The sequence below is a fragment of the Cupriavidus sp. 05N40 genome, assembly GCF_056397305.1.
Genome location: NZ_JBFTND010000115.1, coordinates 20566 through 36637 on the forward strand (window position 1 = coordinate 20566; position 16072 = coordinate 36637).

Here is a 16072-nt window from a genome sequence, read left to right on the forward strand (position 1 = left end):
AGAGCCGAAATACAGCGCCCGGCGCATGGACGTTGCTTGTCAGCAGGAATGGAGACAACTGGGAAGTAAAAGGAGAAGACAAATGTTACGTCTATTAGCAAGGGTGATGGCGGCGGCCGCCTTGTCACTGGGACTGGCAACCGGCGCGCACGCGCAGGCGAAGCAATTGACGCTATGTTGGGCGGCGTGGGATCCGGCCAACGCGCTGGTCGAGCTGTCGAAGGACTTTACGGCCAAGTCCGGCATACAGATGAAATTCGAGTTCGTGCCCTGGACCAGCTATGCGGACCGGTTTCTCAACGAACTCAATTCCCACGGCAAGTTGTGCGACCTGATCATCGGCGACAGCCAGTGGATCGGCGGCGCGGCGGTGAACGGCCACTACGTCAAGCTCAACGATTTCTTCGCGAAGAACAATATCTCGATGAACGACTTCGTGCCGGCCACCGTGGTGGGGTATGCCGAATGGCCGAAGAACACGCCCAACTACTGGGCCCTGCCCGCGATGGCGGACGCGGTGGGCTGGACCTATCGCAAGGACTGGTTCGCGCGGCCGGAGCTGCGCGCGGAGTTCAAGCAGAAGTACAAGAGGGAACTGGAGCCGCCCACCACGATGGATGAGCTCAAGCAGACCGCCGAGTTCTTCCAGGGGCGCAAGATCGACGGCAAGACCGTGTACGGCGCGTATATCTTCACCGAACGCGGCTCCGAGGGCATCACGATGGGCGTGACCAACGTGCTCTATAACTTCGGCTTCCAGTACCAGGACCCGAAGAAGCCCTATCGCCTCGAGGGCTTCGTCAACTCGCCGGGTGCGGTCAAGGGCCTGGAGTTCTACAAGGCGCTGTACAAGTGCTGCACCGCGCCGGGCATGACCAACGCGTACATGCAGGAAGGGCTCGACGCGTTCAAGTCCGGGCAGGTGGCGATGCAGATGAACTGGTTCGCGTTCTTCCCCGGCCTCTACAAGGACCCGAACGTGGGGGGCGACAAGATCGGCTTCTTCGTCAATCCGAAAGAGGTGCAGCAGTTCACGCAGCTTGGCGGGCAGGGCATCTCGGTGGTCTCCTATTCGGATCACAAGGCCGATGCGCTCGAGTACATCAAGTGGTTTGCCCAGCCCGCGGTGCAGAAGAAGTGGTGGGAGCTGGGCGGCTACTCGGCGGCCAAGTCGGTGGTCGATGCGCCTGACTTTCCCAAGAGCCAGCCCTTCGCGCCGGCGTTCCTGAAGTCGATGGCAATCGTCAAGGACTTCTGGGCCGAGCCTGCCTATGCCGAACTCCTGCTCGACATGCAGAAGCGCGTGCATGACTACGTCGTCGCCGACAAGGGTACGGCGAAGGAGGCGCTCGACCTGCTGGTGAAGGACTGGAACAAGGTGTTCAAGGCGGAAGGAAAGAACTGAAACCGAGACGAGCGGGCATTGCGGCGACATGCATCGGGCTTGCCGGCCGCCGCCGGCCCGCGACAAGGAGTCAGCCATGCTGGCAGACAAGCCTTTTCCCGCGCAGAACCTGGCAGCCGCTGCGCCGGTGCACGGTGCCGCGCGCCTGCGCGGCCTGTCGGACCGCACGATCGCATGGCTGTTCATTCTCCCCACGATCCTGCTGCTGCTCGCGGTCAACATCTTTCCGCTGATCTGGGCGCTGCGGCTGTCGTTCACGAACTTCAAGTCGAACATGCCGAGCATCCCGGCGCGCTTCGTCGGCATCGACAACTACGTCGACATCCTGACGGACGAGGACATCTGGTACGCCATGCAGGTCACCGCGCGCTTCGTGTTCTGGTCGGTCGGGCTGGAGGTGCTGCTGGGCTTCGGCCTGGCCTTGCTGATCAACCGGCGTTTTCGCACGCACAGTTTCTGGACCACCCTGATCCTGCTGCCGATGATGCTGTCGCCGGCCGTGGTCGGCAATTTCTGGACCTTCCTGCTGCAGCCGCAGACAGGCCTGTTCAACGATATCGTGAGCTTCTTCACGGGCGTTGCGCCAGGCTCGTTCCAGATGATCGGGGACGTCTCGCTTGCGCCATGGACCATCGTGATGGTCGACACCTGGATGTGGACGCCCTACGTCATGCTGATCTGCCTGGCCGGGCTGCGCTCGATCCCGGAATACATCTACGAAGCCGCGGAAGTGGATCGCGCCACGCCGTGGCGGCAGTTCGCGCGCCGCGTTCGAGAAGTGGCAGACCGGCTACTCGTCGGCGCTGGCGATCATCCTGTTCGTCACGGTGTTCGGCGCGGCGAACATCTACATCAAGGCACTCAACCGGGTGAAACAGCGATGAGCAAGACAGCACAGCCCGCCGGCGCGCATTCGGTGGTGGCCGCGTCGACGCGCGGCAAGACCTTCGCGGCGATCGTGGTCATCGCCTATGCGCTGATCGCGACCTTGCCGATGGTCTGGATCATCATGACGAGCTTCAAGACGCAGGAAGACGCCATCGCCTATCCGCCCGTCGTTTCGTTCCAGCCGTCGCTCGAAGGCTATGTCAACCTGTTCACGATCCGCTCGCGGCAGACGCCCGAGTTCATCGCGAGCCTGCCGCCCGCGCAGACCTGGTACGAGCGCGACGTGCGCAAGCGCGGCATGGTGATCGCCGGGCCGTCCAAGGTCCTGCCGCGCTTCGTCAACTCGCTGGTGATCGGTTTCGGCTCGACCTTTCTCGCGGTCTTCCTCGGCACGCTGGCGGCGTACGCGTTCTCGCGCTTCAAGGTGCCGTGGGCGGATGACCTGCTGTTCTTCATCCTGTCGACGCGGATGATGCCGCCCATCGCGGTGGCGATCCCGATCTACCTGATGTACCGCGCGCTGGGGCTGAGCGACAGCTATCTCGGCATGATCGTGCTGTACACGGCCGTCAACGTTTCGCTGGCGGTGTGGCTGCTCAAGGGCTTCATGGACGAGATCCCGCGCGAGTACGAAGAGGCGGCGCTGGTCGACGGATACACGCGGCTGCAGGCCTTCGTGAAGGTGGTGCTGCCGCAGGCGATCACCGGCATCGCGGCGACCGCGATCTTCTGCCTGATCTTCGCCTGGAACGAATACGCGTTCGCGCTGCTGCTGACCAGCGGCGATGCGCAGACCATGCCGCCGTTCATTCCCTTCATCATCGGCGAGGGCGGGCAGGACTGGCCGGCGGTGGCGGCGGCCACCACGCTGTTCGTCCTGCCGATCCTGTTCTTCACCGTCGTGCTGCGCAAGCACCTGCTGCGGGGCATTACCTTCGGAGCGGTCCGCAAATGAAAAACCCGACAGTTGCGCGCCGGCCCCGCATGCTGCGCCGGCGCTTCGGCGAAGGTGCGGCGACGGCAGTGATCGGCACTGGTATCGCGATGCTTGTGCAGCCGTTTTCGCTGGCGCTGTTCACGTGGTCGTTCCCGGTGATCCTCGTGGGCGCGGCCGCGTTCGTCGTCACCAGCCATTTCCCGGACTGAACCATGGCCACCATCGCGCTGGCGAACCTGCACAAGCGCTTCGGCGATTTCGTCGCGGTGCGCAACACCAACCTCACTGTCGGCGCCGGGCGCTTCGTGGTCCTGCTCGGCCCTTCGGGCTGCGGCAAAACCACCACGCTGCGCATGATTGCCGGGCTGGAGCTGCCGAGCGCCGGTCAGATCCTGATCGACGGCGAGGACGTGACCGCCTTGCGCGCTCGCCAGCGCGACATCGCCTTCGTGTTCCAGATGTTCGCGCTCTACCCGCACATGACGGTGCGCGACAACATCTCCTTTCCGCTGCGCAACGAGCATTTGCCTCGCCATGAGATCGCCGCGCGCGTCGGCGCGGCGGCGCGCATGCTTCGCATCGAAGCCATCCTGGACCGCAAGACCGGCGGCTTGTCCGGTGGCGACCGCCAGCGCGTGGCGCTCGGCCGCGCCATCGTGCGGCAACCGAAGGCATTCCTGATGGACGAGCCGCTGGGCACGCTGGACGCCGATTTCCGCGAGCTGATGTGCCTGGAGCTGCGCAAGCTGCACAACGCGCTCGCCGCCACCACGGTGTACGTCACGCACGACCAGAGCGAGGCGATGGCCATGGCGGACGACATCGTGGTGATGAACGAGGGCGAGGTGCTGCAGGCTGCCGCGCCGCACGAGATCTATCATTTTCCGGCGACGGTGTTCGTGGGCAACTTCATCGGCAGCCCGCCGATGAACTTCCTGGCGGTCGACGGCGCCGTCGCCGCCGGCCAGGAACAGGTCTTCCTGCGCGGCGCGCCGGTGCCGGTCCCGCGCTGCGCAATGGCGGCCGAGCGCGCGCTGCTGGGCATCCGCCCGGAGCATATCGTCATCGACGAGCGCAGCCCCTTGCGCGGGCGCGTGATCGCGGACGAGTACCTCGGCTCGCACCAGGTGCTGATGATCGAGACGGCGCTGGGCGTGGTGCGCGCGCGGGTCGGCAAGGACGAAGGCCTGGCGGCGGGCGCGCCGGTCGGCCTGTCGTTCCGCAAGGAGCGCACGCTGCTTTACGACGAGGCGTCGGGGCGCCTGCTGCCCGGCGCGACGCAGGCGGGAGACCGGCATGGCTGAAATCCAGTTGCGCAATGTGTCGAAGCACTTTGGCGACGTGAGCGCGGTCGACGATCTTTCGATCGACGTGAAGGACGGCGAGTTCGTCGTGCTGCTGGGGCCGAGCGGTGCCGGCAAGACCACCACGCTGCGCCTGATCGCGGGGCTGGAGCGGCCCGATGCCGGCGATGTGCTGATCGACGGCGAGGTGGCCACCGGCGTGCACCCGTCCGATCGCGATGTGGCGTTCATTTTCCAGCAATACTCGCTGTATCCGCACCTGACGGTGTTCGGCAACCTGGCTTTCCCGCTGCGCGCGCCGCGCCGGCGCACCGGCGAGGCGCAGATCCGCGCGCGCGTGCAGGCGGTGGCGGAGATGCTGCATATCGGCTCCAAGCTCGACAATATGGCAACGCACCTGTCGGGCGGCGAGATGCAGCGCGTGGCCATCGGGCGCGCGCTGGTGCGCGAACCCCGCGTGTTCCTGATGGACGAGCCGCTGTCTTCGCTCGATGCGAAGCTGCGCGAGGAACTGCGTATCGAGCTCAAGCGCCTGCACCGCACCATCGGCGCGACCATCCTCTACGTCACGCACGACCAGGTCGAGGCCACCACGCTGGCCGACCGCATCGGCATCCTGGAGCACGGCCGCCTGGTGCAGATCGGCACGCCGCGCGAGGTCTACGGCAACCCGGCGTCGCTGAGCGCGGCCCAGCGGCTCGGCTCGCCCCCCATCAACCTGCTGCCGCCGGCCTTGTTCGACTCGGTGGCGGTGCCGGCGGAGACGGCCACGGTGGCCATCCGCCCGGAAGACATCGTGGTGCACGAGGCGCAGGAGAGCCACGTGCTCGATTTGAAGGTGCTCGAGTACTCGCCGTTGCGGCACCTGTTGATCCTGGATCACCAAGGCACGACCGTGGTCGCGACCAGCGTGGGCGAGCGCAATTTCAGCCTCGGGCAATCCGTTGGCGTTTCGCTGCCAGCACGCAGCCTCTTATATTTCCGCTCCGACGGCAGGAGGATCCCGACATGAACGGCAAGACGGTCATGGCATGCATCGACGCAGCGCATGCGGCGTTGCGAGAGAACATGGACGAGATCGCGTTGCTCGACCAGCAGATCGGCGACGGCGACCATATCTTCAACCTGCTGCGCGGCATGGAGGCGCTGCGCTCGCTGCGCGCGGAGATCGAGGCGGCGGCACCCGGGGCGGCGCTGGAACTCGCCGCGGCCAAGGTGTTGTCCACGGTCGGCGGATCGGCCGGTCCGCTGTTCTATTCGCTGCTCAGCGGCATGGCGAAGGCGGTGCCCGCGCAGGCCATGGATGTCGCGGGGTTCGCGCGCATCTACGCCGCCGGTGTCGACGCGGTCGGCCTGCGCGGGAAGACCGGCGTGGGCAGCAAGACCATGATGGATGTGCTGATTCCCGTGGCGATGCGCGGCGAGGAGCTCGCCGCGGCGGGCGCGTCCGCCCGCACCGTGCTCGACGAACTGCCGCGCGTGGCGGAGCAGGGCATGCTGGCCACCCGCGACATGGTCGCCACCAAGGGCCGCGCATCGTTCCTCGGCGAGCGCTCGCGCGGCCACCTGGACCCCGGCGCGCGCTCCAGCCAGCTCATGATCAAGGCGGTGTGCGAACGACTGGCTCAATCGATCGACGGCAAGGAGTAGAGACCATGAAAAAATTCATCAATCACGTCGACGATTTTCTGACCGAGAGCCTGGCCGGGTTCGCCGCCGCGCACGGCGAGCTGGTCGCGCTCAATACCGAACCGGTGTTCGTGCGGCGCCAGGCCCTGAAGCCAGGGAAGGTCGCGCTGGTGTCCGGCGGCGGCGCGGGGCACGAGCCGCTGCACAGCGGCTTCGTCGGCTACGGCATGCTGGACGCCGCCTGCCCCGGGCAGATTTTCACTTCGCCCACGCCGGACCAGATGATGGCCGCGGCCAAGGCGGTCGATACCGGCGCCGGGGTCCTGTTCATCGTGAAGAATTATTCCGGCGACGTGATGAACTTCGAGATGGCCGCGGAGATGTCGGAAGTGCCCAACGAGATGGTGCTGATCAACGACGACGTCGCGGTCGAGAACTCGAGCTACACGACCGGGCGGCGCGGCGTGGCGGGCACGGTGATCGTCGAGAAGATGGTCGGCAGCATGGCCGAAGGCGGCGCCAGCCTCGAGCAATGCAAGGCGTTCGGCGACCGCATCAACAAGCGCACGGCGACCATGGGCGTGGCGTTCACGAGCTGCACCGTGCCGGCGGCGGGTACGCCCACGTTCAAGATCGGCGAGGACGAGATCGAGGTCGGCGTCGGCATTCACGGCGAGCCGGGCAGGCGCCGCGCCAGGTTCGCATCGGCCGATACCATTGCGGGCGAGTTGCTCACGGCGATCGTCGACGACCTCCGGCCGCCGGCTGGCACCGAGTTGCTGGTGCTCGTAAACGGCCTGGGTGGTACGCCGCTGAGCGAGCTATACCTGCTCTTCAACTCGACGCGCCTGTGGCTGCAGCAGCGGGACCTGCGGGTCGGGCGGGCGCTGGTCGGCGCCCTGACGACTTCGCTCGAGATGGCGGGCGCGTCTGTCACGCTATGCGTGCCTGACGACGAGATGCTGCACCACTGGGACAGCCCGGTGCATACGCCGGCGCTGCGCTGGGGGATGTAGCGCGGCAGGGGCAGGACGCCGGTGCCGGGGTCCTGCCCTCTGCGGCCTCTGCGGGCCCGCCGCGGCCCGCCGTGTCGAAACCGTCAGATATCCGAGTCCAGTCCGTCCTGGACCTGCTCGGCGGCGCGGATCACGGCGCGCGCCTTGGCTTCGGTTTCCCTCCATTCGGCTTCGGGGTCGGAGTCGGCGACGATGCCGGCGGCGGCCTGCACATACAGGTTGCCGTCCTTGACGATGCCGGTGCGGATAGCGATGGCCAGGTCCATCTCGCCGCCGAAGGACAGGTAGCCCACCGCGCCGCCGTAGATGCCGCGCTTGCGCGGCTCCAGCTCGTCGATGATTTCCATCGCGTGCACCTTGGGCGCGCCGGAGAGCGTGCCGGCCGGGAAGGTGGCGCGCAGCACGTCGAGGTTGCTCATGCCGGGCTTGAGCGTGCCTTCCACCGAACTGACGATGTGTTGCACGTGCGAGTATTTCTCGATCACCATCTGGTCGGTGACCTTGACCGAGCCGATCTCGGCGATGCGGCCGATATCGTTGCGCGCCAGGTCGATCAGCATCACGTGCTCGGCGATTTCCTTGGGATCGTTCAGCAGTTCGGTGGCCAGCTGCGCGTCCTTCTCCGGCGTGTTGCCGCGCGGGCGGGTGCCGGCCAGCGGGCGAATGGTGACGATATGGTCTTCGCGCTGCTCGCCGTTGGTACCGGTGCGGCGGCTTTCCTGGCGCACCAGGATCTCGGGCGACGCGCCCACGATCTGGAAGTCGCCGAAGTTGTAGAAATACATGTACGGCGACGGGTTCAGCGAGCGCAGCGCGCGGTACAGCGTCAGCGGCGAGTCGCGGTACGGCTTGACCAGGCGCTGGCCGATCTGCACCTGCATCATGTCGCCGGCCATGATGTACTCCTTGGCCTTGTGCACGGCGGTGAGGTAGTCGGCCTTGTCGAATTCGCGGTAGACGTCGGTCTGCACCGAGGGGCTGGTGATCGGCACATCCACCGGCTGGCGCAGCTTCATGCGCAGCTCGCGCAGGCGCTGGCGGGCGCGGGCATAGGCCTCGGGCGTGGTCGGGTCGGCGTAGACGATCAGGTAGAGCTTGCCCGAGAGGTTGTCGATCACGGCCAGCTCTTCGCACAGCAGCAGCTGGATGTCGGGCAGGTTGAGGTCGTCCGGCTTTTGTGTGCTGGCCAGCTTCTTCTCGATGTAGCGCACCGCGTCGTAGCCGAAGTAGCCGGCCAGGCCGCCGCAGAAACGCGGCAGCCCCGGGCGCAACGCCACCTTGAAACGCTTCTCGAAATCGGCGATGAAGTCGAGCGGGTTGCCCTCGTGGGTTTCCACCACGCGGCCGTCGGTGACCACCTCGGTGCGCATGCCGGAGGCGCGCAGCAGCGTGCGGGCGTGCAGGCCGATGAAGGAGTAGCGGCCGAAGCGCTCGCCGCCCACCACCGATTCGAGCAGGAAGGTGTTGACCCCGCGCGTTTGCGACTGCGCCAGCTTGAGATACAGCGACAGCGGCGTTTCCAGGTCGGCGAAGGCTTCCGCGATCAGGGGGATGCGGTTGTAGCCCTGCTCGGCCAGCGATTTGAATTCCAGTTCGGTCATGTCGATCCTCTTGTGCGGCGGCGCGGGTGCCCTGGGCTGTGCGCTCGGCCGCGGTGTCGGCAGTTTGGGGCTGGAAGGTCGTCAGACCCGCCCCGGGGAAGGACCTGGCACGGACAGCAGTCCGCGCACGGCCGGGGTGGGCGTGCAGCGCGTTCGGGTGACAGCAGGCGCAATGCCTGGGATGTCGGGCGGCTGGAAATTCTGTGAAGGTCCGGCAACCTGCCGGCCTGGCCGGCCCCGTTCCATCTTAGTGCATCGGCCGGTACCGCGGCGATGCAGGAAAACGGGGGCGGTCAGGAGACTCGCGAACGCACTTTACGCCTGTTGGGAGGCGCGCCAGCGACGCCAGGGCCAGGCCTGCCGATCACTGCCAGAAGAGATGCGTTTGCGGTTCAGAAACATGAAATCGTGTTCAGCGATTTACGGTTTGGATGCGGCGGTTCGGGTGGTGCCTCGGGCCGCGGGGATCATGCCCGGTGTGCTGCAAACACCTCTGCAGCCTGGGCAATGGAATCGACTATACCATCGGCGTCGACGCCTTGTACAGGATTGCCATGGTTGTAGCCATAGGGCACCAGCAGCACACCCATGCCGGCCGCGCGTGCCGCCTGGGCATCATTCTCCGAGTCGCCGATGGCGGCAATCTCGGCCGGCTCGAGCCGGAATGCATCGGCCACCTTGAGCAGCGGCAGCGGGTCGGGCTTGCGCAGGGCGAAGGCGTCGCCGCCGTAGACCAGTTCGAAAAAGCGCGCCAGGCCGGTCTTGGCCAGCAGCGGCTCGGTGAAGTTGTGTGGCTTGTTGGTCACGCAGGCCAGGCGCAGGCCGGCCGCCTTCAGCGCTGCCAGCCCCTCGCCCACGCCGGCGTAGACCTGCGAGAACTGGCCGTTGATGCGCAGGTACTCGCGGTCGTACAGGGCCAGCGCATCGGCGAACATGCCATTGGCGTGGGCCGGCGGGAAGCGCGCGTCGAGCACGCGCCGGATCAGGTTTTCCGAGCCCTTGCCGACGAAGCTGACGATTTCTTCCCGGCCCAGCGGCGCCGCGGGGCGGAGCTGCGGGTGCAGGCGCACCAGCGCGCTCAGCATCGCATTGACCGCGGCATGGAAGTCGCCCGCGGTGTCGACCATGGTGCCGTCCAGGTCGACGATGACGGCGCGGATGCCGTGCCAGTCGGTGCGCTTGAGCCGGGCCGCGCTCATTGGCCTGCCTTGCCGGCCTTGGCCAGTTCGGCGCGCAGGGCGCCCAGCACGCCCTTGTAGCCGCCGTCGGCGTCCGGCTTGCCGAACACGGCCGAGCCGGCCACGAAGGTATCGGCCCCGGCCGCGGCGATCTCGGCGATGTTGTCCACCTTCACGCCGCCGTCCACTTCCAGCAGGATGCGCCGTCCGCTGCGCTCCGCGTATTCGTCGATGCGCCGGCGCACCGCGCGCAGCTTGTTGAGCGTCTCGGGGATGAAGGACTGGCCGCCAAAGCCGGGATTGACCGACATCAGCAGGATCACGTCGAGGCGGTCCATGACGTGGTCCAGGTAGTTCAGCGGCGTGCCCGGGTTGAATACCAGGCCGGCCTGGCAGCCGTGGTCGCGGATCAGCGCCAGGGTGCGGTCGACGTGCTCGCTGGCTTCCGGGTGGAAGGTGATGATGTTGGCGCCGGCCTTGGCGAAATCCGGGACGATGCGGTCCACCGGGCGCACCATCAGGTGCACGTCGATGGGCGCCGTCACGTGCGGACGGATTGCCTCGCACACCAGCGGGCCAATGGTCAGGTTCGGCACGTAATGGTTGTCCATCACGTCGAAGTGGATCCAGTCGGCGCCGTCCGCGGTCACGCGTTTGACTTCTTCGCCCAGGCGGGCGAAATCGGCGGACAGGATGGACGGGGCGATGCGGTAGTCGGGGGTGCTCATGGCGGCGGGCTCGTGGGGTGCGTTCAGCGCAATTCCAGCGCGAAGTCCGCTATTTTACCCTTCCCGGGCGGGGTTTCGCTGCCGGGCGGCCCCGCCGCCGGCCCTCCTGCCGGCGGGGCCCGGCTTGCCGCCCCCCCGGCCTTGCCGCACAATGCGCCTACCTTAGCCCGCCGTGATGTGCCGACAATGAGCGAATACGCGTTTTCCGTGGCCGTGCGTACCCAGTACCTGGCCGATCAGTCCGACCCCGAGCGCGGGCGCCACGCCTTCGCCTATACCATCACCATCCACAACACCGGCGAGGTGGCCGCGCAGCTGATCTCTCGCCACTGGGTGATCACCGATAGCGACAACGGCACGCAGGAAGTGGCGGGCCTCGGCGTGGTGGGCCACCAGCCGCTGCTCAAGCCGGGCGAGCATTTCGAGTACACCAGCTGGGCCACGATCTCGACGCCGATCGGCTCGATGAAGGGCGAGTATTTCTGCGTGGCCGAGGATGGCCATCGCTTCGAGGTGCCGATCCCGGAGTTCGCGCTGGTACTGCCGCGCATGCTCCACTGAGAGCGGCCTTCCGCCCGCGCGGTGCGAAACCTAGCGGCCTGGCGTGCTGTCCTGATCCTGTCGGGCGTGGGCGCCGGACTGGCTGTCGCCCTGGCCGGCGCGCGAAGGGTGATCGTCCGGCGCGCGGGTGGGGCGGGGGTTCTTCTTCGCCGTGCCCATGGTCCAGACCACGATGAAGATCAGCAAGAAGAGCGCCACTCCGGCCTCGAGGGCGAACAGCAGCATGGGATGGGCTTCGAAAAACTTGCTCATGACAGGACCACGTGGAGGCGACGCTGGGCATTGTAGGGCATCCGCAGATGCGACCGGCCGCCTGTCTCCGCGTACTCACCCAATCAAGATGGCATACCTGGATTCCTTTTTCCGCTTACCCATTCCTCCCGCGCGCGCTTCGCGCGGCGCCGCAGGGGCCCGCCGGCTCGGCTGGCTCGGGCTGTCCGCCGCGGCTGCGCTGCTGGCCGGTTGCATGAGCGGCCCGCCGCCGCGCATCGAAGGCCCTGGCACGCAGCCCGTGACGCCGCCGGCCGCCTCCGCGCAGAAGGGGCAACTGCAGGCGGCCAGCTGGGCCGAAATCGGCGGCTGGGGCCAGGACGACGTGCGCGCCGCGTGGCCGGCGCTGCAGGCCAGCTGCCAGGCACTGAAGAAGCGCGCCGAGTGGAACCGCGTCTGCGCGATCGGCCTGATGGTCGACGCCGGCGACCTGGGCGCCATGCGCGCCTACTTCGAGTCCAACTTCCAGCCGTTCCGCGTGGTCAACGGCGACGGCACCGACAGCGGCCTGATCACCGGCTACTACGAACCCATCCTGCACGGTTCGCGCACGCGCCAGGGCCAGTACCAGGTCCCGCTCTACCGCAAGCCGCCGCAATGGGGCAACCGGCCGCTGCCGGCGCGCGGCGAACTGCTGCAGAACCCGGCGCTGCGCGGGCAGGAACTGGCGTGGGTGGACGACGCCGTGGAGGCCGCCTTCCTGCAGATCCAGGGCTCGGGCCGCATCCGCCTGGCAGATGGCACCGTGATGCGCGTGGGCTTCGGCGGCACCAACGACCAGCCGTTCCGCTCCTTCGGCAAGTGGCTGCTGGATCGCGGCGAGATCACGCCCGCGCAGGCCACCATGCAGGGCATCAAGGGCTGGGCGCGCGCCAATCCGGGCCGCGTCGAGGAAATGCTCAACGTCAATCCGCGCTTCGTGTTCTTCCGTGAGCTGCCGCCGACCAATGAAGGCCCGGTCGGCGCGCTGGGGGTGCCGCTGACGGCCGAGCGCTCGATCGCGGTCGACCCGGCCACGATCCCGCTGGGGGTGCCGGTCTTCCTCTCCACCACCAGGCCGCTGTCGGCCGAACCGATCCAGCGCCTGATGTTCGCGCAGGATACGGGATCGGCCATCAAGGGCGGAGTGCGCGCGGACTTTTTCTGGGGCGCCGGCGATGCGGCGGGCGAAGCGGCCGGCCGCATGAAGCAGGGCGGGCGCATGTGGGTGCTGATGCCGCGCAGCTGACGCGAGTACGCCCGGCCCGCCGCGGGCCGGGCTGCCTCGTCAGCGCGGGCGCTGGTCGACGATGCGGCGCGCCTTGCCCACCGAGCGTTCCACGCCGCCCGCGGGCAGGATCTCGATGCCCACGGTCACCCCGATATATGCCTTGATGTCGTAGGTCAGCTGCGCACTGGCCTGCTGCGTGGCGCCAGGCTCCACGCCGTGTGCGCATTCCACGCGCACGGTCAGCACGTCGAGATGGCCGTCCCTGGTCAGCACGCACTGGTAATGCGGCGCCAGCTCAGGGTGCTTGAGGATCATCTCCTCGATCTGGGAGGGAAACACATTGACGCCGCGGATGATCATCATGTCGTCCGAGCGGCCGGTGACCTTCTCCATGCGGCGGAAGGCGGCGCGGGCGGTGCCGGGCAGCAGCCGGGTCAGGTCGCGGGTACGGTAGCGCACGATCGGCAGCGCTTCCTTGCTCAGCGTGGTGAAGACCAGTTCGCCGAATTCGCCGTCGGGCAACACTGCGCCGGTGTCCGGGTCGATCACCTCGGGATAGAAATGGTCTTCCCAGATGGTCGGGCCGTCCTTGGTCTCGGCGCATTCGCTGGCCACGCCCGGGCCCATCACTTCGGACAGCCCGTAGATATCCACAGCCGAGATGCCCATGCGYTTCTCGATSGCCAGGCGCATTTCCGGCGTCCACGGCTCGGCGCCGAARATGCCCACGCGCAGCGAGGTGGAGGCCGGATCGATGCCCTGGCGCTCGAACTCGTCGGCGATGGCCAGCATATAGCTGGGCGTGACCATGATCACCTCGGGCTTGAAATCCTGGATCAGCTGCACCTGGCGCTCGGTCTGGCCGCCGCCGAAGGGAATCGCGGTGAGCCCGGCCTTCTCCACGCCGTAATGCGCGCCGAGCCCGCCGGTAAACAGGCCATAGCCGTAGCTGATGTGCACCTTGTCGCCGCGCCRCGCGCCGGCCGCGCGGATCGAGCGCGCCACCACCGTGGCCCAGGTCTCGATGTCGCGGAGCGTGTAGCCCACCACGGTCGGCTTGCCGGTGGTGCCCGACGAGGCATGGATGCGCGCGATGCGGTCCTGCGGCACGGCGAACATGCCGAACGGATAGTTGTCGCGCAGGTCTTGCTTGGAGGTGAACGGAAAGCGGGCAAGGTYGGCCAGCGTGCGCAACTGGTCCGGATGCACGCCGGCCTCGTCGAACTTGCGCCGGTAGACCGGCGAATTCCCGTAGGCGTGGTTGAGCGACCATTTCAGCCGTTCAAGCTGCAAGGCCTGCAATGCGTCGCGGCTGGCGGTCTCGATCGGCTCTAGCGGCAGATCTGTGAGGCGCGTGCTCATATTGTCTCCTGCGCGGGGCTTATGTTTCTGGCTTGCGTTCGACTGGTATGCGTTCGATTGGTATGCGTACGGATAGGGAGCTTACCGCGCGGGCCCGGGCGGGGCGACCACGTGCCCCTTGATCTGGGCGGATTTGCCGCGGAACATCGCCACCGTCTCGCCGGCGCGGTTGGTGACGCGGATATCGTAGATGCCATGCCGCCCGGACAGGACCTGCTCGGTAGCCTCGGCCGTCAGCAGGTCGCCGCCCTGCACGGGTTTGAGGAACTCGATGCTGCAGCCGGCCGCGACCGTATTGATATTGTGGCTGTTGCAGGCGAAGGCGAAGGTCGAGTCGGCCAGCGTGAACATCAGGCCGCCGTGGCAGATGCCATGGCCGTTGAGGAACTCCTGCCGCACCGGCATGGACAGGCGCGCATAGCCGGGGCGCACGGCTTCGAGGGTGATGCCGAGCCAGCGGCTGCAGGCATCGGCTTCGTACATGCTGGCGGCGGCCGCTTCGGCGAGGGCCTGGGGAGTCTGGGGAAGCTGGGTCAAGCTGGTCTCCTGGTGGGGCGGGGGACGAAAGCCGTGGTGCTAGCGCCCGCTGAAGCGGGGCGCGCGCTTTTCCAGGAAGGCGTTCACGCCTTCCGCGTAGTCGTGCGAGGCGCCGAGCTCGCGCTGCAGGTCGCGCTCGAGGTCCAGCTGGGCATCGAGCCCCTGCGTCGCCCCGGCGTGCATGGCCTGCTTGATGGCCGCCAGCGCGCGCGTGGGTTGCGCCGCCAGGTGGGTGGCCAGCGCCAGCGCCTGCTCGGGCAGCAAGGGATCGTCCATGACCTCCCAGATCAAGCCCCATTTTTCGGCCTCGTCGGCGCTGAGCTTGTCGCCGGTCATGGCCAGGCCCATGGCGCGCGCCATGCCGATGCGCTTGGGCAGCAGCCAGGTGCCGCCGGAATCCGGCACCAGGCCGATCTTGACGAAGGCCTGGATAAAACTGGCCGAGCGCGCCGCCAGCACCATGTCGCAGGCCAGCGCCAGGTTGGCGCCGGCGCCGGCGGCGGTACCGTTGACGGCGGCAATCACCGGCAAGGGCAGCTTATGCAGGCGGCGGATCAGCCGGTTGAACCAGACATCGATCAACTCGCCCAGGTCAGTCATGGCGCCCGGGGTGAAGTCCAGGTCGGCCAGGTCCTGCCCGGCGCAGAAGCCGCGGCCGGACCCCGTCAGCAGGAGGGCGCGGGCACCGCCGGCCTCGACATGGTCGAGCGCCTGCTGGAGCACGCCATGCATCTCGCGCGTGAAGGCATTGAGCTTGTCGGGACGATTGAGGGTGATCACTGCGACCTGGCCATGCCAGGCTAGCAATACCGGGCCGGAAGTCAGGCTGGCCTGAGGGGGCGTATCTGGCATCTTTGTCTCCTGCCTTGATGGTGGCTGGTAGTCCTGGCCGCGGTGCGATCGCGGATCGGGGCCGATGGCGCGGATCCCGGTACCCGGCACGCGGCCGCGGTTCCTCTTCTATATAGAGGGATCTGCCGCACATTAAAAATTAACCGACCAGTCGGTCGGGCAATGGTAGCATTATTTCGGCCGGGTGAGGGATGGTGTGGCACGGATGAAAACCCAGGGCCGCCAGGTATGGCGCGAGGCGGACTTCGGCGCACCGCACGGCCCGGATGAGCACGACGAGGCAAGCGCCGAGCGCCCCCGGCAAACCGACCAGTAGCGTAATACTGCCGGGCGCCACGCTGAGGCGGCGGCGCCACGATCTGGGGCAAACGGGTTGGCCATTTCCGGCTCCGCTCGAAGCGATCGGGCGAGCGTGCCTCAGCGGCCGGCAGGTGCCAGCATGGCCCGCGCGCCGTATAGCCAGCGATTCCCGGAGCGAGTATCGTCTCGCGGACGACTGATATATCCCCATCCCGATCCATATCCAAAGAGGAGAACACATGCCGTACGAGAACATTCTGGTGGAGACGCGCGGACGCGTGGGCTTGGTGACCC

Annotated in this window: 16 protein-coding genes and 1 pseudogene; 10 read left to right on the forward strand and 7 right to left on the reverse strand. The window is 67.2% G+C overall.

The window, feature by feature from the left end; all coding sequences use genetic code 11:
• The first annotated feature begins 82 nt into the window (after positions 1–82).
• From AC1DO7_RS24715 to dhaK, 8 genes and pseudogenes are all read left to right on the forward strand, one after another.
• A complete protein-coding gene (locus AC1DO7_RS24715) occupies positions 83–1405 on the forward strand; it encodes an ABC transporter substrate-binding protein (protein WP_441622688.1) in 1323 nt (440 codons plus the stop codon).
• Positions 1406–1481: 76 nt separating this feature from the next.
• Positions 1482–2289 (forward strand): annotated as a pseudogene (locus tag AC1DO7_RS24720) (carbohydrate ABC transporter permease).
• The gene (locus AC1DO7_RS24725) at positions 2286–3248 is read left to right on the forward strand and encodes a carbohydrate ABC transporter permease (protein ID WP_441622692.1); all 963 of its coding nucleotides are present in this window, start codon (positions 2286–2288) and stop codon (positions 3246–3248) included. The pseudogene AC1DO7_RS24720 and the gene AC1DO7_RS24725 overlap by 4 nt, the downstream one beginning before the upstream one ends.
• Positions 3245–3439: a hypothetical protein gene (locus tag AC1DO7_RS24730; RefSeq protein ID WP_441622694.1), complete on the forward strand. Its 195-nt coding sequence runs from the start codon at positions 3245–3247 to the stop codon at positions 3437–3439. The genes AC1DO7_RS24725 and AC1DO7_RS24730 overlap by 4 nt, the downstream gene beginning before the upstream one ends.
• A 3-nt stretch (positions 3440–3442) precedes the next feature.
• Positions 3443–4534 carry an ABC transporter ATP-binding protein gene (locus AC1DO7_RS24735; RefSeq protein WP_441622696.1) on the forward strand — a complete coding sequence of 364 codons (1092 nt, stop codon included), beginning with the start codon at positions 3443–3445 and terminating at the stop codon, positions 4532–4534.
• The gene (locus AC1DO7_RS24740; RefSeq protein ID WP_441622698.1) at positions 4527–5546 is read left to right on the forward strand and encodes an ABC transporter ATP-binding protein; all 1020 of its coding nucleotides are present in this window, start codon (positions 4527–4529) and stop codon (positions 5544–5546) included. Before AC1DO7_RS24735 ends, AC1DO7_RS24740 begins: the two co-directional genes overlap by 8 nt.
• On the forward strand, positions 5543–6184 hold the full coding sequence (dhaL, locus tag AC1DO7_RS24745) for a dihydroxyacetone kinase subunit DhaL (RefSeq protein ID WP_441622700.1): 642 nt from the start codon (positions 5543–5545) through the stop codon (positions 6182–6184). The genes AC1DO7_RS24740 and dhaL overlap by 4 nt, the downstream gene beginning before the upstream one ends.
• A gap of 5 nt (positions 6185–6189) precedes the next feature.
• Positions 6190–7179: a dihydroxyacetone kinase subunit DhaK gene (gene dhaK, locus AC1DO7_RS24750; protein ID WP_441622702.1), complete on the forward strand. Its 990-nt coding sequence runs from the start codon at positions 6190–6192 to the stop codon at positions 7177–7179.
• 83 nt (positions 7180–7262) lie between these two features.
• Here the strand turns inward: dhaK and trpE are convergent, their stop codons facing one another.
• From trpE to rpe, 3 genes are all read right to left on the reverse strand, one after another.
• Entirely contained in the window at positions 7263–8780 is a 1518-nt protein-coding gene (trpE, locus tag AC1DO7_RS24755) for an anthranilate synthase component I (protein WP_441622704.1), read from the reverse strand.
• A gap of 467 nt (positions 8781–9247) precedes the next feature.
• Complete coding sequence (gph, locus tag AC1DO7_RS24760) at positions 9248–9979, reverse strand: phosphoglycolate phosphatase (RefSeq protein ID WP_441622706.1); 732 nt, start codon at positions 9977–9979, stop codon at positions 9248–9250.
• The gene (rpe, locus tag AC1DO7_RS24765) at positions 9976–10686 is read right to left on the reverse strand and encodes a ribulose-phosphate 3-epimerase (protein ID WP_441622708.1); all 711 of its coding nucleotides are present in this window, start codon (positions 10684–10686) and stop codon (positions 9976–9978) included. Before rpe ends, gph begins: the two co-directional genes overlap by 4 nt.
• Before the next feature lie 186 nt (positions 10687–10872).
• On the opposite strand from rpe, the gene apaG reads away from it, so the two are divergent.
• Positions 10873–11247 carry a Co2+/Mg2+ efflux protein ApaG gene (gene apaG / locus AC1DO7_RS24770; protein WP_020201965.1) on the forward strand — a complete coding sequence of 125 codons (375 nt, stop codon included), beginning with the start codon at positions 10873–10875 and terminating at the stop codon, positions 11245–11247.
• Between the two features lie 30 nt (positions 11248–11277).
• On the opposite strand, the gene AC1DO7_RS24775 is transcribed toward apaG, so the two are convergent.
• Positions 11278–11499: a hypothetical protein gene (locus AC1DO7_RS24775; protein WP_441622710.1), complete on the reverse strand. Its 222-nt coding sequence runs from the start codon at positions 11497–11499 to the stop codon at positions 11278–11280.
• Between the two features lie 88 nt (positions 11500–11587).
• Between AC1DO7_RS24775 and mltA the strand changes: the two genes are divergently transcribed.
• Positions 11588–12745, forward strand: coding sequence for a murein transglycosylase A (mltA, locus tag AC1DO7_RS24780; RefSeq protein ID WP_441622712.1), 1158 nt, complete (start codon positions 11588–11590; stop codon positions 12743–12745).
• Between the two features lie 39 nt (positions 12746–12784).
• Here the strand turns inward: mltA and paaK are convergent, their stop codons facing one another.
• The 3 genes from paaK to paaG form a co-directional block, all read right to left on the reverse strand.
• Entirely contained in the window at positions 12785–14089 is a 1305-nt protein-coding gene (gene paaK, locus AC1DO7_RS24785; protein WP_477116673.1) for a phenylacetate--CoA ligase PaaK, read from the reverse strand.
• A gap of 81 nt (positions 14090–14170) precedes the next feature.
• Positions 14171–14572, reverse strand: coding sequence for a hydroxyphenylacetyl-CoA thioesterase PaaI (gene paaI, locus AC1DO7_RS24790; protein WP_441622727.1), 402 nt, complete (start codon positions 14570–14572; stop codon positions 14171–14173).
• Positions 14573–14665: 93 nt separating this feature from the next.
• On the reverse strand, positions 14666–15478 hold the full coding sequence (gene paaG / locus AC1DO7_RS24795) for a 2-(1,2-epoxy-1,2-dihydrophenyl)acetyl-CoA isomerase PaaG (protein WP_441622716.1): 813 nt from the start codon (positions 15476–15478) through the stop codon (positions 14666–14668).
• Positions 15479–16072: the final 594 nt, after the last annotated feature.